This window comes from Sphingobacterium sp. UBA3519, from assembly GCF_002377215.1.
GTDB lineage: Bacteria > Bacteroidota > Bacteroidia > Sphingobacteriales > Sphingobacteriaceae > Sphingobacterium > Sphingobacterium multivorum.
The window spans coordinates 1-15,599 of sequence record NZ_DFPI01000024.1; the positions used below are offsets into that span (position 1 = coordinate 1).

Below are 15,599 nucleotides of genomic sequence, written 5' to 3' on the forward strand. Positions count from 1 at the left end.
CACGGACATCCGCGGAACCGGGACTTGATACAGGCTCTGCAGCGGAAACATGGATGGACATTGTATTGTTCGATCTGCCTAAGCTCGGGATCACTATGGTAGCCCGCTCGGCTCAATGCCAGTTAAAGACGGTGCGCACAGGCGCAGCCGACAGAGGGCGAGCCAGCCATAGCCGATGGACGGGAACGGGCGGATACTGGTAGGACCGGAATACCTCCTTTTATAGCGATACTTTCTCACCCTTTTACTTAGGTTTAGTTTAGGTTTTAGTTAGGTTTTGTTTAGGTATAATATAGGTTATAGCTAAACAAAACCTAACCTATTGCTAAGCTAAATATAAACAAAAGCTAAACTAAGGAATAAAGAATACTCAACTCTTCCCTAGTTAGCGCTAACTAGGTTTCCGCTTGGGGATAGGACTCCGGCTACACCGCAGCCCCAGCGGGAACCTCCCAGCCCTCCTTCCCCCCGGCTTCGTACCATGGTCGGGGCAGATTTGCCCTGCAACCGTGTTCTGTCCGTGTTGAGTCCGTGTTGTCTCCGACTCTAAGCCCGCACTCACCCCGCTGCCAAAACGGGCAAATGACGCTCCGAACGCGGCCATGTCCCCCGGATGTCCCTAAAAAAGGGCAACGCCAATCGGAACCGCAGCCGAAAAACTCCCAGCAACGCTACAACACGAAAACAACTCGGAAAAACACGGTATAAATACAGAAACAACAACAATTCAAGGGTTCAACATCAGACTGGGGAATACCCCAATTTAACGATGGAGCGGAGCAGCATTTGCTTCGGAATACCAACTCAAATGACAAACTAGCTTAGAAACGGATAAACATATAAGGATCCATATTATCATATAGCCGACACAAAAAATGTAAGGCCAACGACCAAAGTCTCATTTGGCACAGCACCGGACAATAACATAGATTCACAGAAATACAACAGGGATGGGCTGTCAAACAACCTTCTTTTGATTTAGAGCGATAACTAAACTAATATCCTGCTAAACCGAAAAATGGTAGCAAGAGATTACGCGAAATCGAAAGAAACAGAAAAAGAAATGGAACTGAAAACAGCTAAAGCTGATTCGTAAAAAATAAGGAAATTACGATTTCTCTTCAGCTTTAAAAACCCAAAAACGCTGAAGCGTATAGTTGAAACCCAAAGAAACAAGCAACTCAACAACCAGTTTCGAAAACAAAAAGTTTACATGATATACATCGACCAGAAAATGAATTCCGGTAGACTTCAATGTGATACTACCACAAACGACGATCACAAATTTCCATAACTGACTGCCGACAGACTTTTGCGTGCTACCGAAGGACCAGTATCGATTGATCAAAAAATTAACAACAGCACCAAGGCTACCACTAATTACATTGGAAAAAGGAGCACTGATATGAAGTAGCTTATAGCAAGCAGAGTATACTCCAAAATCAAACAATCCGCCTAAAAAGGCGGAGAGTTGGGCTTTTAAAAAAGTAATAACTTTTGAAGACATCGTTAAATAGCCTCCTCCTGTTGTTTTTTCAGTTTATCCGCTTTATCTTTTTCATCGCCTAATTTAAGAAGTAGGCGTGTATCATTTGTATTAATTATAAAAAGTGCGATACAAATTAACAGTACACACCAATTAATAGACCCAGGCATTAAAACTTCAAATAACATAACCAATGAAATAATCACCCGAATTTCAGTAGGCCCCAAAATTCCGGCGTCTATCGTATACTTATCGGTAATTCTATACCTGAGCTGAGAAATAATCATTGCCCAGCCATACAATGCGACCAATGTAAATCCCAGATACTTAAAATCACCCACGGTATACAGCACATACCCCAATCCTATAAAAACCGTACTAATCCAATCCATTACAATATCCAACGCGAAACCGTACCAGCGACGGGATTTATTACGGTAGAATGCGATACGACCATCTAATGAATCACCAAACCACTGCACAAAGAAACCAGGGATCCCTAGAAGCAAATAGCGAATATCAACATATTCAGCCAAGATAAAACTCCCCAATATCATTAAGGAGCCTAAAAATCCAATTGCCGTAAGTCCATCCGAGGTAATCCAATTTGGAATTCGAGGTACGACGTACGAAATAAGTTTTTGTTCGGGTTCACTTAAGATATTTGTTCTCTTTCTATCCTGAAAAAGTTTTTTATTTATTTTTAACTCACTCATTATCTGCGATTATAGCCATTTATTTTCTTTATACCAAGCCAATGCCTCCATTAAGCCTTTCTTCAAATCATATTTAGGTTGGTATTGTAGCTGACGTTGAGCCGCCGAGATATCACAGCCCCAGTTTTCAGCTGTAAGTTCATTCAGTCGCTCCGGATATAGCACAGGTATTGCTTTAGATTTTTTATACAATCGTTCAAAAATAACCGCGATAGTCTTCACGACACCAAAAGGAATATGCATACGAATCATTTTCTTTTGGCTAAACTCTTTGAAAAATCTAGCCAACTCATAACGGCCATACACCTGCCCATCACTGAGGTTATACACCTGCTTTCCTCCTTGATCAAAACGACAGGCATGAATGATCGCCTGCACCAGGTCAGCAACATAAATAAAGCTAAGCTTTTGAGGAGAGCGGCCAACATAGGCATCCAGGCCGCCATTCATTGTTTTAAAAACAATAAAAATATCTTTTTCACGAGGGCCGTATACTGCAGTGGGGCGCAAAATCGTTAGTGGCTGATCTCTAAAATCATCCAAGGCGAGCTCCGCTTTCCGTTTACTACGACCATAGGCCGTAACAGGGCGATAGGGATTGCTCTCATCGATAAGGTTAGCATCGTAGCTAACAGGACCGATTGCCGCAAGACTACTAACGAAAACAAATCTTTTGATGGGAGTTTTTAAATAAAAACAAGCAGATGCCAAGTTTTTTGTATAACCAACGTTGACCTTTTCGAGATCTTCTTCGTGCTTGGCACGAGTCATTGCCGCAGCATGAACAACATAGGTATAGTTTTCCGCTTCCAGTAATTCGCTGATAGACTCTTCATCAGAGAAATCCGGATAAACAAATTTATCTACAACGGAGCGAATTTCTGAAACATCACTTGACTTCCTCACCGCGGCATGAACTTCCATCCCCGCCTCTTTCGCTGCTCTTGTCAAATGATAGCCTACAAAACCACTCGCTCCGGTGATTAATACTTTTTCTATCATAATGATTTTTGATACAAACGATAACGTTTGTACAATTCTCCATTCATTTGTTCTATAGCGTGGTTCATCATGTAATTATGCTCCAACATCCACGAACATTCGGCCCCTTTGATATTAGAATCTTTTGATTCTTTTATAATTCGGCCATACAGACATGCTTCAATACCAAGTTTACGGTAGTCTTCCAATACCCCTAACATGAGTACACGAAGCAAGTTGATTTTTTTCTTTCCAAATAACAATTTAAAAATACCCGTAGGAAGTAGACGTCCTCGCTTCACTTTGATAAGGATTTGATTGATATCAGGTATCCCTAGACCAAAGCCAACAAGCTCACCATCTTTCTCCGCAACGATAGCAAAACGTGGATCGAGAATCATTTTTAGATCTTTGGCCGTATAATTAAATTCGTCCTCTGTCATCGGAACAAAACCCGAATTTTTATCCCATGCTCTATTATAAATATCACGAACTTTTGCTGCCTCGTTTTGAAAATCCTTCACATTGAATTGACGCAATGTAATGCCAGATCTTTTCAAACGCTCTTCCAGTCTATCCAAAAGCATGACTGAACGTTTATCCGCCGACTTTTCCATGACCAAGTAAGCTCTCAAATCCACTTTATGTCCATAACCCGAATTGGTAATCAAGTCGATGTAATACGGTGAATTGTAGGGCATCATGGCTACTGGAGGCTTATCAAAACCGTCAACCAATAAACCAACGGTATCATTGGTTGATAAATTGATCGGCCCAACGATCGTATCCCCTCCTTTAGCTTTAACCCATTTCTCTGCAGTCTCAAATAACGCGTTTGCGACTTCTTGATCATCTATACAATCGAAAAAACCCCACTGCCCTTCATTCACATGATTGAAAGCATTATGGTTATTGTTCCAGATGGCACATATACGACCGACAATCTTATCGTTACGATAAGCTAGAAAAGGTTGTGCTTGGGAATGTTTATAAAAGGGATGCTTGTCAGGGGAAAGCAAATCGTTTTGTTCAAGAAATAAGGCAGGTACATAATTAGGATTTCCCTCATAGAGACTATGAGGGAAATCTATAAAGAGCCGTCTTTGTTTCTTTGTTTCAACGGGTATAATCTGAATCATACGATTAGATTTTATATTAATGTTTCAACTTCAGCTTGTTTGAATACTTTAACCATCTTCTCAATAGCCTCGTCGATTTGGTCATAAGTATGTGTCGCCATCAATGAAAAACGAATCAAAGACTCTTCTGCAGGAACTGCTGGAGAAACAACTGGATTAACAAATACACCATCATCTTGGAGCATTTTAGTTACCCAGAACGTTTTTTCATTGCTACGAATAAAGATTGGTAAAATAGGACTTTCCGTAGCACCTAGATCAAACCCATGATCCAGTAATTGTGCTTTGGCATAATCTGTGTTTTTCCATAATTTTTCAATATGCTCAGGCTCATTTTGAATAATTTCCAAAGCTTTCAATGTTGAAGCAACCGAAGCTGGAGTCATTGAAGCACTGAACATCACAGAGCGCGCATTGTGTTTTAAGAAATCGATCACATCTGCATCACCTGCGACAAATCCACCTAAAGATGCTAACGATTTACTAAATGTACCCATAATCAAGTCTACATCATCATTAAGCCCAAAATGAGAAGCTGTACCAGCTCCTTTGTGCCCAATAACACCTAAACTGTGTGCATCGTCGACCATTACTGCAGCATCAAACTCATTGGCAATCGACGTAAGTTCAGGCAAATTAACAATATCCCCCTCCATACTAAAGATACCATCCGTACAAATTAACTTCGCACTATCCTCAGGTAGGCGTGATAACTTAGCACGTAAGTCCTCCATATTATTGTGTCCGTATTTGATTACTTTGGAAAAAGACAAACGGCTACCATCAATAATTGATGCGTGGTCACGCTCATCCAACAAAATATAATCATTACGTCCCATTAGACATGACAAAGGCCCTAGATTTGATTGGAATCCTGTACTAAACAGAATAGCGGCTTCTTTACCTACATAAGCAGATAATTTTTCTTCCAGTTCCACGTGAATATCCAACGTACCGTTTAAGAAACGAGATCCAGCACATCCAGTACCATACTTTTCCAAAGCATCTTGCGCTGCTTTTATAATACGTGTATCAGTCGTTAACCCTAAATAAGAGTTAGAACCAAACATCAACACACGTCTACCATCGATTTTTACTTCGGTATCTTGTTTTGATTGAATAGGTCTAAAATAGGCATATAAGCCCTTAGCTTTCAACTCCTCAACAATCTTAAATTGCGATATTTTCTCGCCTAACTTTCCTTTACTCATGCGATAAAAATGTATTTCTAAAACTATTTCTAACTTTTAGATGTTATTGTAACAAACAAAATTATCGAATTGGACTTTTATATAAAAAACTCGGTCTCCGACTAAAAATCTGCTATATCCACAATGTAAGTTGAAATGCTACGTTGTATATATTCACAATAATTCCAAAAAACGTTGCAAACATACGAAAACATAATCTGACTTTCACTTAAATTTAGTCATATTTTTAACACATCGCCCAAAACAGTTAATTTTATTTTAATACTCCGCTAACATCCGCCCCACACAATTCTACTTTAAAATAAGACAATTTTAATAATTATATTTGCGAACTTTAAATTATCCTATAATTAGTTACATTTAGGTTCATTGCAATAGCAATGGTATAGACTTACTAATATACAACAATATATGGCTTTATCTTCAGATATCAATATAAAAAATAAAAAAGCTTCTTTTGAATACCACTTACTGGACAAGTACATTGCAGGAATTCGATTATTGGGTACAGAAATAAAATCCATACGCGAAGGAAAGGCAAATATTAACGATAGTTTCTGTAGTTTTTTTGAGGACGGATTATACATCCGTAACATGCACATTGCCGAATATTCCATGGGATCTTTCTATAACCATGAAGCAAAACGCGACCGTCAACTGCTATTGACAAAAAGAGAATTAAAAAAACTGAAAGAGAAAGGGGAAGAACGTGGTTTTACCATTGTACCCCTACGCATCTTTATCAGTGCCCGGGGGTTTGCCAAAGTTGAAATTGCCTTGGCACAGGGTAAAAAAGATTTTGACAAACGAGAAAACATCAAAGAAAGAGATGTTAAACGTGAGCTTGATCGCGTGATGAAATTTTAGGTTAACGCGCCAGGACAAATGCGCCTGGCGTCATGCCTACCCTGCTTTTAAAAAGCCGAACAAAGTAGTTGACATCATTAAATCCTGCCCCATAGCACGACTCCTTTACATTACGGGTGAGTAAAAGCATCTTTTTTGCCTTCTCGATACGCTGTTGGATCACATACTCCATTGGACTAAGTCCAAGTTCACGGTTAAACATCCGCGTAAGGCTCGCTTTGCTCATGTGAGCAGTCCGCTCCAATAGACCAATTGAAATTTTCTCGGTAATATGTTTCTGAATAAATTCCTGCACGTGTAACAGTACTTTGTTGGGCGACTTCCCAATTTTTAATGCCATCATCGACTGTGACTGAAGTAGCCGAATCGTAAGCTCTTTAAAGGTCAGATCTGCAAGCACATCTTTCAACGGATTTTCACTAATAATGATCTGAAACAACTTGTTCACCAGATCGGCAAGCTCAGTCGAATTGTACAGGTGAAAAAACTCCGGATCAAGCCGCCATTGATTGACATGTTCTTTTGGATAAAACTCATTTAGATAATCTAAGACTGCTGCTATCTTCTCTCTATGAATTGTTAAAGCGGTACACTGCGTGGGCTGGTCGAGGGTCGCTTCTGGAAAATCAATATGCATAGCCACCGATGCAGGTAACACCATCATCTGACCGGGCAGATAGTCAAAAGCCTTTACATTCTCCAAATGCATGATTTTTTTACCCTGGATCATATTAATCATAACCAAATCATCAAAACATAAAGGTACATGCTGCGATATCCGATATGTTTCGTAGATATTAAGCTCCAAGCTATCTAACGTAAATGCGCGTCGGTTCTCCACTAATGTGCTGAGCTCCCCCTTCCGCGAAAATGGCAATGTATGAATCAGCGTCCTATTTTCCATAGTGCAACAATTAAATATAATTGGCAGTCAATCAAATATAATAAATAAAATAAACTATGAGCGAAAGTTATGTGCCACAATTGTGCTATGTTTTGGATCAATTCTGCTACACCATTGAATAATTGCTGGCTAACTTTGATAAGAAGGGATTAAAAATAATTAATAAATAAACCATATGAGCGCAATCAAAAGACCATCGTTCAAAGAACGATATGACAACTACATTGGTGGTAAATTTGTCGCACCAATTCAAGGAAAATACTTCGATAATATTTCGCCGGTAGATGGAAAAGTGTTTACTCAAGTTGCCCATTCAACAAAAGAAGATCTGGATCTCGCTGTCGACACCGCCGCTAAAGCTTTTGAAACTTGGGGACAAACCTCGGCTACAGAACGAAGTATTATCCTCAATAAAATTGCTGACCGCATTGAAGCTAATTTAGAATATATCGCCGCCGTTGAAACGATAGACAACGGAAAAGCGGTACGTGAAACATTAAATGCCGATATCCCATTGGCAATCGACCATTTCAGGTATTTTGCTGGTGTAATCCGCGCTGAAGAGGGGTCCATAAGCGAATTGGACAGCAATACAGTGTCACTGATTGTACACGAACCAATCGGAGTTGTTGCACAGATTATTCCATGGAATTTCCCGATTCTAATGGCCGTATGGAAACTAGCTCCGGCCCTTGCCGCAGGGAACACCGTCGTATTAAAACCTGCTGAAAGTACACCCACATCCATTCTTGTCCTTATGGAGATTATCGGTGATCTGATTCCTGCCGGAGTAGTCAATATCGTTAACGGTTTCGGCGCAGAACTTGGTCGTTCTTTGGTCACAAACCCAAAGGTTTCCAAAGCAGCATTCACTGGTTCCACAGCAACTGGACGTTTGGTTATGCAATATGCGACTGAAAATATCATTCCGGTAACCCTAGAATTGGGTGGGAAATCGCCCAATATTTTCTTTAGTTCGGTTATGGATGCAGACGATGCATTTTTGGACAAAGCAGTGGAAGGAGCCGTATTATTCGCACTCAATCAGGGCGAAATTTGTACCTGTCCTTCTCGTTTACTGATCCAGGAGGACATTTATGAAAAATTTATCGCTAAAGTAGTCGATCGGGTTAATCAGATCAAAGTGGGCGATCCATTAGACCCAACAACAATGATGGGTGCTCAGGCATCGAAGATCCAAAAGGACAAAATTATGTCCTATATTAAACTTGGCAAAGAAGAAGGGGCCGAAGTATTGACCGGCGGTGATGAAAACAATGTCGGTGCTGGTTTTGAAGATGGCTACTACATCAAACCTACCCTATTCAAAGGCGATAATAGCATGCGTATTTTCCAGGAAGAAATCTTCGGCCCCGTGTTGGCAGTCACCACGTTCAAGGATGAACAAGAAGCAATTGCTATCGCCAACGACACCATGTATGGTCTCGGAGCAGGTGTATGGACCCGAGATGCACATCAGCTTTATCAGATCCCACGTGCCATACAAGCAGGACGTGTTTGGGTAAATCAGTATCACTCCTACCCAGCGGGTGCCCCATTTGGCGGATACAAACAATCAGGAATTGGACGGGAAAACCATAAAATGATGCTTGCCCATTACAGACAGGCCAAAAATATGTTGATTTCCTACAGTAAAGAAAAACTTGGTTTCTTTTAACTGAAGCGTACCGGGTATTCTTTTCGAACAGCTAGATACCCGAGTTTAGGGGGAGCAAATGCTGCCCCTTCAGCTGAATTTCCTATTCGTCAACGCTAAAACACATAAACGAATTTCACCATGATCAATAGACTAGACATCACTGAAAAAGCCAGGGAGCTCATTCATGAACTTGAAGCGAAGCATGGTAAATTAATGTTTTATCAGGCCGGAGGTTGCTGCGAGGGTACACAGCCACAGTGTTTTGAGGAAGGAGGTTATTTTCCTAGGACAAATGACGCCATGATCGGATTAGCCGAAGGATATGAGTTTTGGGTGGATCGGGATCTCTTTGAATATTGGAAACATGCGCATTTCACACTCGATGTGCTGGATGGATTTGGTCCGGGGGGATTCTCATTGGAAACCCCACTGGGTAAAACTTTCAAAGTTCATTATCGTTTATTTACAGCCGAAGAACTTAACGACCTCCGCCCCATCAAGAGAAACGAATGACAAAAAGGGTCGCATTGCAATCTGCGACCCATTTCCATGTTATAATTTTAAAAAATCTCCCTTGAGTTTCCGCATTCGGAAGCTAAAATTTTATTCAATATCCAAGCCTTCAAGGACTGGAATTGGCTGTCTGTTTTCATCAAGGGCAACAAATGTAAAAACACCCTCAATGGCCAATTCTCTTCCTTCCTTGTACATATGTTCCAAAAATATGTCGACCTTCACCTTCAAGCTGGTCCGGCCTACATTTTGAACCCGCGCGACCGCTTCAATAATACTTCCGGAAGGAATTGCCTTATTGAAGTCAATACGGTCTGTCGATACAGTCACCAACGTTTTGCGGCAAAATCGTGTCGCAGCCATAAACGATACTTCGTCCATAATGGACATCGCCTTGCCGCCGAATAAAGTATCGTGATGATTTGTCAAAAACGGAAACACGGTCGTGCAAACATGTGTTTCTGATAAATCAATACGTTCTTGTAAAGTCATTTATTGTATTATTTAGTGGATTTAAGAGGAGACAAATGTAAACCAATCTAGCTCCAGTTCCGTCATTTTTATTCCATATTTTCGTCAATATCCACGCCTATACCTTTCAATAAAAGCGACGCATTGAATATCTTACATTCCCCTATCTTCAGCTTATAATCAAACAGCATCTGCCCCGCATCAACACGAATGTCAAAATGATAATTTTTGATATCTCCCGGGAATTCCTCTTGTAAACTGGACAGTTGTAAGTCGTGTGTAGCCACCATACCCTTACCGTCCAATCGAACCAGTTTCTTTATGATTGCACGGGAGCCAAGATATTTGTCGACTGAATTTGTTCCACGAAGCATCTCATCGATTAGAAAAAAGCTATCGCTATGTACTGAAACTGTATCCAATATAAATTTCATCCGATTCAGTTCTGCTTTAAATGTCGACGTACTTTCATTCAGGTTATCCTTGATGCGCATATAGGATATTAGTTTGTAAATCGGGAGCTGAAAAGAAGTCGCTGCAACCGCAGCTCCGGCATAAGCCAAAATTGCATTAATACCTACTGTCCGCAGAAATGTACTCTTTCCAGCCATGTTTGAACCTGTTACCAAAGCAACACGATGATCTATACTACTGTAATCATTGGCGACGACCTGACTGCTTGGGATCAGTGGATGATATAACCCTTGCGCGTCAATCTTATTTTCCAGCGGATTATCCAAAATTACTGGATAACTATAAGACGAATGGTTTCTCTTCCAAATAGCAAGACTAGTGACAGCCTCCACCTTAGCCAAGGTATCGAATGAATTCAGAATCTCGTTTTCGTATTTATTCTTCCAATCAACAATAGCCAATACTTGTCTAAAGTCCCAAAGGAGAAATAGGTTTAGAAATAGCCCAACAAAGACATTATTCCGTGCGTCCAAGTTGTTAATAAGACCAGCGAGTTTTTTAAAGGCAAAGGAAATGGATGCTGTTCCCCGGTTTTGTTTTAGCTCTCCGGCGATCTCCTGCATAGCAATAGACTTCCATGCGTGGTCTTCGATCGATTGAATCGCATCTGCATATGATCCCAGCACGCCACCAATTTTGTCTATTCGCGACGAGAACATACTCACACTTCCTGCTTTGGCCAATGCCCAAAGAATATGAAATAGTCCTATCAAGGTTGCCACTCCAGCCAATTTTGGCACGAAAAAGCTGCCCGCTAAAACGACCAAAAATAAAACAGGGCCTGCTTTGATATAAAATCGCATAAAAGCATTTCCGAATTGAAAATTTCGGTCTTGAAAGTAATTTGTCAAAAATGCCTTGATATCCAATTTATGGTTCAGATTGGCCAAGAGCTTTGCCTGAAAATCCCATATCCATTCGGATTCATTTTCGAGTTCCTGTGATGCTTCTTGATTGCGTTGAATTTGATTGCTTTGGAGAGGCGCATCAAGCCAAGAAGCCAAAAGATCAATCCCCTGTTTGGTCGTTGCCCGATTTATCTGCGCGAATAAGGAGTATGTGCCAAAGATATCCATATCGGAGCTATAAGGATGAGCTCCGTTTTCGAAATGCTCACCATGGTCATACATGTTTAGTTTCCCTTCTGCTAGGGCCTGTTCATTTGCCAAAACTTTCAGATAAGCTTCAAAATAGTTCTTCTGAAGCTCTAACTGGCTCTGCTTCCGCACCAGATAGGCAAATAGGAACAATAGTCCAAAAAAGCAGAAAAAAACCAGCGGAAGGCTTTCCAGTTGAAAGGTATAAAATAACAACGCTCCGCCACCGAGTATCACAAATAGCCGCGACAAGCTGAGCGTGTTGACTTGTTTATTTAATTTGACCACAGTTGAAGCGGTTTCGCGATGCTTCTGGTCATATTTTATTGCAGTTGGCGTCATAAGGTGAATATTTATTCTTTCACGTTCATTTCAATTTAATCATGGCTATTTTGCATCTGCTCATGAAACAAGGGCTCGATTGTCACTCGCAGACCTTGGGGGAGGCCATCGGAACTGGTTGAATGGATCTCCTACCAAGCTTGATCACCCACCAAAGGCACAAAACGAAACGTATCCAATTCGATACGGTCAAAATCATTTTCACCTACCCGAATGATCGTCATCATCTTTTGCGATTTTTCGTCTCCTACAGGGATCACAAAAATTCCGCCCATTTTCAACTGCTTCAACATAACCTCTGGCACGAAAGGCGCACCTGCAGTGACAATAATCTTGTCATAAGGGGCGTGCTCTTCGATTCCCTTGGAGCCATCACCTAAAAAGAAATTTGGTTTATAGCCCATGTAGGGCAACACTTGAATGGTTCGTTGATATAGGTTTTCCTGACGTTCGATAGTATACACTTCTGCGCCAAGTTCCAACAAGATACAGGTTTGGTACCCCGATCCCGTACCAATTTCCAGTACTTTATCTCCTTTTTTCACGTGGAGCAGTTCAGATTGATAGGCGACGGTATACGGCTGCGAAATTGTTTGCCCGTCACCTATTGGAAAAGCAATATCCCGATAGGCCTGATTCCAGAATGTTTCATCAAAAAAATAGTGACGTGGTACCTTGCCAATGGCATCTAATACTTTCTGGTCCGCAATGCCCCGGCTTTTTAGATGTTCAACCAATTTCTTACGAGCACCTTTCTCCCGATAATTATCAATAAACTTGTACGCCATGATGTTTCAAATTTACCTTTTAAAAGGCACATTAAACAGAATTAATCACAAATAATTCAATACCAACACTGTACGTATTTTCAAGTTAATTTGCTTTATTTTCCGAATCATCTTTCCCTTAGGCTCAACCTCCGTTGACCTCTTGAATTTGGCCGCGAAGAAAACGATAAGCGCATGTGATTTAAGTTTACCAAGAACGCTCGTTTTTACAAGTTAATGCGGGCAATAGCTGTCACTAATAGGGATCTACATCGACCTGAACGCGCACACCAGCATTGGTTTTATCGATTTCAAAATCGAGGAGCACCGAACGGATCAATTCCTTGACCTTTGCAATACTAATATTTGTTCGCTCAATCTTCAAGGTAATGGTCTGGATAAAATTATTCCGCACACGAGAAACTAAAGGCGGCTCCGGTCCCAATACCCTTGCACCCAACTGTTGCCGCAGCGCCGAGGCAAAACGATTGGCCGAATCATAGCATTTCTGAAAATCCGTATGTTTAATATCAATCCGAATGAGACGGTAGAAAGGAGGATAAAGATAGTTTTTACGTTCTGTAATTTCAGTCATAAACATCCCTTCATAATCGTTATTGACCACCTGTTCTAAAACCCGATGATTCGTGGTGTAGCTCTGGATGATAACTTTTCCGCCGGCTTCACGTCGACCTGCGCGTCCTGCTACCTGGGAAAATAACGAAAATGATCGTTCATACGAACGGAAATCCGGAAAGTTAATGATCGTATCTGCATTGACAACACCAATAAGGCTTACTCTTCCGAAATCGAGCCCCTTAGCGACCATTTGTGTCCCTATAAGAACATCAAATTCATGCTCATCAAAAGCCGTGATAATTTTGTCGAAACCATATTTGCCTTTTGTGGAATCCAGATCCAAGCGACCGATGCGGATTTCGGGCATCAGGATTTCAAGTTCTTCCTCTACCCGTTCTGTACCGAAGCCTTTACTTTCGATATGGGGCATTCCACAGGCTGGACAAACACGAAGTGGAGGCTCCACATGACCACAGTAATGGCAATGCATCATATTAGAGCTCTTGTGATAGGTTAAGCTGACATCACAATTGACACATTTTGCAACAAATCCACAGGTATTACACTGGATCATTGTCGTGTGCCCACGTCTATTTTGAAATAATATAACCTGCTCTTTATTTTTTACAGCTTCTTCAATTGCCTTTAACAAGATACCCGAAAAATAGGAAAACATATTTTCCTTTCTTCCTTCTTCGGGAATATTCACCAACTCAATACTTGGCAATTGGGCATTGCCATAACGCTCAAGCAGCTGCACAAAGCCATACTTCTTAGCTTTGGCATTGTAATAACTTTCCAAAGAAGGCGTCGCGGATCCCAATAGTACTTTGGTCTGATGTAGAAATCCGAGGTAAATGGCCGTATCGCGGGCATGGTAACGTGGGGCTGGATCAAACTGCTTATAGGAGCTTTCGTGCTCTTCATCAACGATGATGATCCCTAAATCCTGAAATGGCAGAAAGACGGAAGAACGAGCCCCAATCACAACCTGAAATTCATTCTTCATGACTTTATGCCACACCTCGGCACGCTCATTATCATTAAACTTAGAGTGGTACACCCCCAGTTTATCGCCGAAATGCAACTTTAAGCGCGCTGTAATCTGCGCTGTCAGCGCAATCTCAGGCAGTAGATAGAGAGCTGATTTTCCCGCAGCGATTGCTTGTTCAATAAGCCGTATATAAATTTGTGTTTTTCCCGAAGCAGTCACACCATGCAACAGTGTAACGTCCTTCTCCTCAAACGACGCTTGTATTTCGGTATAAGCCCTTTGCTGATTTTCATTAAATTGAAAATTGGCATCCAGTTCGATATCCTCCCCCTGAAACCGGGATACAACCTTTTCCTTTATTTCAAAAACACCTTTATCAATCAAAGCCGTAATTGCACCGTTACCACAGCCCGAGGCCTCCGTCAACATGGGTCGCGTAATTTCCTCCGTTTTTTTGACCAGCTGCATAAATGCCAATACCGCATCTTGTTGTTTTGGTGCACGGTTTAAGCTGTCCAACAATTCTCTTTTTGCATCTTCATTTCGAAAGTCGGGCGCAAAACGCAAAAATGCTTTGGTCTTGGGTTTATATCGTTCTGTAATCTCTTCAGAAATCAAAACAATTCCTTTGTCAAATAATTGTTTTAATATAGGGAAGACTGTTTTTTGTCCCAGCAATTTCACAATATCATTGACTTTTAGTTCTCCCGCCACCTCCAAAGCTTCGATGATGAGATACTCCTTATCTGATAGTGTGGAACGGTCAAATTCTTCCTCAATCGATGAAACGACTTTGGTCTCACTGGCCAGCTTCAATGCCGAGGGCAGCGCAGCCTGCATGACTTCACCCAAACTACACATGTAATAATCGGCTAGCCAATCCCAAAGTTTAAACTGAGCTAAATCGACAATGGGTTTTTCATCAATGATGTCCAAAATATACTTTGCTTCATAGTGCTTTGGTGCTTCCTGGCTAATAGACTTGACAACCGCAGAATAGATCTTATTCCGTCCAAATTGCACGATGACTCGTACACCGACCTGCACACGATCGTTCCAGTCAACCGGAATACGATACGTATATGTTCTTGCTAATGCTAGTGGTAGGACCACATCAACAAACAGCGTATCTCTTTCACTAAAAATCGTAGATTGTGGATTGGACATAAATTCAAATTATGGTATAAAAGTACAAAAAAACCTTCAGGAATAGCGGTCAAACGACTCCGGCAATACATAAAACCGTCTACAATCATACGGCGCCAAAGCGACATCGGAGTGTGAAAGCCAAGCGATCACTGGTCAATCCATTGTAACCTAAAAAAGCCTTCCTGAATTTATTCAAGAAGGCTCTGTTATGATTAAATACGAATATGATTTCGTATCGACATAGGCAAT

13 protein-coding genes are annotated in these 15,599 nt (G+C 41.1%); 3 read left to right on the plus strand and 10 right to left on the minus strand.

Going from position 1 to position 15,599, the window contains the following annotated elements; translation table 11 throughout:
• Window positions 1–1,108: 1,108 nt before the first annotated feature.
• The 5 genes from B3297_RS12655 to spt are packed head-to-tail and all read right to left on the minus strand — an operon-like array spanning window position 1,109 to window position 5,533.
• Window positions 1,109–1,507, minus strand: coding sequence for a GtrA family protein (locus B3297_RS12655; RefSeq protein WP_112374843.1), 399 nt, complete (start codon window positions 1,505–1,507; stop codon window positions 1,109–1,111).
• Between the two features lie 2 nt (window positions 1,508–1,509).
• Window positions 1,510–2,202 (minus strand): CDP-alcohol phosphatidyltransferase family protein, encoded by a 693-nt coding sequence (locus tag B3297_RS12660; RefSeq protein ID WP_112374844.1) that lies wholly within the window; start codon window positions 2,200–2,202, stop codon window positions 1,510–1,512.
• A 9-nt stretch (window positions 2,203–2,211) separates the two neighbouring features.
• The gene (locus tag B3297_RS12665) at window positions 2,212–3,204 is read right to left on the minus strand and encodes an NAD-dependent epimerase/dehydratase family protein (RefSeq protein WP_070561221.1); all 993 of its coding nucleotides are present in this window, start codon (window positions 3,202–3,204) and stop codon (window positions 2,212–2,214) included.
• Complete coding sequence (locus B3297_RS12670; protein ID WP_286778987.1) at window positions 3,201–4,322, minus strand: hypothetical protein; 1,122 nt, start codon at window positions 4,320–4,322, stop codon at window positions 3,201–3,203. The genes B3297_RS12665 and B3297_RS12670 overlap by 4 nt, the downstream gene beginning before the upstream one ends.
• Window positions 4,323–4,333: 11 nt before the next feature.
• Window positions 4,334–5,533, minus strand: a complete 1,200-nt coding sequence (gene spt, locus B3297_RS12675; protein WP_046672730.1) for a serine palmitoyltransferase — start codon at window positions 5,531–5,533, stop codon at window positions 4,334–4,336.
• A 411-nt stretch (window positions 5,534–5,944) separates the two neighbouring features.
• On the opposite strand from spt, the gene smpB reads away from it, so the two are divergent.
• Window positions 5,945–6,400 carry an SsrA-binding protein SmpB gene (smpB, locus tag B3297_RS12680; RefSeq protein WP_046672731.1) on the plus strand — a complete coding sequence of 152 codons (456 nt, stop codon included), beginning with the start codon at window positions 5,945–5,947 and terminating at the stop codon, window positions 6,398–6,400.
• A 1-nt stretch (window position 6,401) separates the two neighbouring features.
• Here the strand turns inward: smpB and B3297_RS12685 are convergent, their stop codons facing one another.
• Complete coding sequence (locus B3297_RS12685) at window positions 6,402–7,304, minus strand: AraC family transcriptional regulator (RefSeq protein ID WP_046672732.1); 903 nt, start codon at window positions 7,302–7,304, stop codon at window positions 6,402–6,404.
• 175 nt (window positions 7,305–7,479) lie between these two features.
• Here B3297_RS12685 and B3297_RS12690 point away from each other — a divergent pair, with 175 nt between their 5' ends.
• The gene (locus B3297_RS12690) at window positions 7,480–8,982 is read left to right on the plus strand and encodes an aldehyde dehydrogenase family protein (protein WP_286778988.1); all 1,503 of its coding nucleotides are present in this window, start codon (window positions 7,480–7,482) and stop codon (window positions 8,980–8,982) included.
• Between the two features lie 120 nt (window positions 8,983–9,102).
• Window positions 9,103–9,477 carry a DUF779 domain-containing protein gene (locus B3297_RS12695; RefSeq protein WP_112374846.1) on the plus strand — a complete coding sequence of 125 codons (375 nt, stop codon included), beginning with the start codon at window positions 9,103–9,105 and terminating at the stop codon, window positions 9,475–9,477.
• A 90-nt stretch (window positions 9,478–9,567) separates the two neighbouring features.
• Here B3297_RS12695 and B3297_RS12700 read toward each other — a convergent pair whose 3' ends face one another.
• The 4 genes from B3297_RS12700 to priA all read right to left on the minus strand — a co-directional run bounded on the left by B3297_RS12700 (window position 9,568) and on the right by priA (window position 15,368).
• Window positions 9,568–9,969 (minus strand): acyl-CoA thioesterase, encoded by a 402-nt coding sequence (locus tag B3297_RS12700; RefSeq protein WP_070561224.1) that lies wholly within the window; start codon window positions 9,967–9,969, stop codon window positions 9,568–9,570.
• Between the two features lie 68 nt (window positions 9,970–10,037).
• Entirely contained in the window at window positions 10,038–11,861 is a 1,824-nt protein-coding gene (locus B3297_RS12705; RefSeq protein ID WP_286778989.1) for a MutS-related protein, read from the minus strand.
• A 131-nt stretch (window positions 11,862–11,992) separates the two neighbouring features.
• Window positions 11,993–12,649: a protein-L-isoaspartate(D-aspartate) O-methyltransferase gene (locus tag B3297_RS12710; RefSeq protein ID WP_046672736.1), complete on the minus strand. Its 657-nt coding sequence runs from the start codon at window positions 12,647–12,649 to the stop codon at window positions 11,993–11,995.
• A gap of 235 nt (window positions 12,650–12,884) precedes the next feature.
• Window positions 12,885–15,368, minus strand: coding sequence for a replication restart helicase PriA (gene priA, locus B3297_RS12715; protein ID WP_112374849.1), 2,484 nt, complete (start codon window positions 15,366–15,368; stop codon window positions 12,885–12,887).
• Window positions 15,369–15,599 lie beyond the last annotated feature (231 nt).

Coding starts and splice junctions, on each gene's coding strand:
- B3297_RS12655 (WP_112374843.1), bottom strand. CDS start 1,507: ATGTCTTCAAAAGTTATTACTTTTTTAAAAGCCCAACTCTCCGCCTTT.
- B3297_RS12660 (WP_112374844.1), bottom strand. CDS start 2,202: ATGAGTGAGTTAAAAATAAATAAAAAACTTTTTCAGGATAGAAAGAGA.
- B3297_RS12665 (WP_070561221.1), bottom strand. CDS start 3,204: ATGATAGAAAAAGTATTAATCACCGGAGCGAGTGGTTTTGTAGGCTAT.
- B3297_RS12670 (WP_286778987.1), bottom strand. CDS start 4,322: ATGATTCAGATTATACCCGTTGAAACAAAGAAACAAAGACGGCTCTTT.
- spt (WP_046672730.1), bottom strand. CDS start 5,533: ATGAGTAAAGGAAAGTTAGGCGAGAAAATATCGCAATTTAAGATTGTT.
- smpB (WP_046672731.1), top strand. CDS start 5,945: ATGGCTTTATCTTCAGATATCAATATAAAAAATAAAAAAGCTTCTTTT.
- B3297_RS12685 (WP_046672732.1), bottom strand. CDS start 7,304: ATGGAAAATAGGACGCTGATTCATACATTGCCATTTTCGCGGAAGGGG.
- B3297_RS12690 (WP_286778988.1), top strand. CDS start 7,480: ATGAGCGCAATCAAAAGACCATCGTTCAAAGAACGATATGACAACTAC.
- B3297_RS12695 (WP_112374846.1), top strand. CDS start 9,103: ATGATCAATAGACTAGACATCACTGAAAAAGCCAGGGAGCTCATTCAT.
- B3297_RS12700 (WP_070561224.1), bottom strand. CDS start 9,969: ATGACTTTACAAGAACGTATTGATTTATCAGAAACACATGTTTGCACG.
- B3297_RS12705 (WP_286778989.1), bottom strand. CDS start 11,861: ATGACGCCAACTGCAATAAAATATGACCAGAAGCATCGCGAAACCGCT.
- B3297_RS12710 (WP_046672736.1), bottom strand. CDS start 12,649: ATGGCGTACAAGTTTATTGATAATTATCGGGAGAAAGGTGCTCGTAAG.
- priA (WP_112374849.1), bottom strand. CDS start 15,368: ATGTCCAATCCACAATCTACGATTTTTAGTGAAAGAGATACGCTGTTT.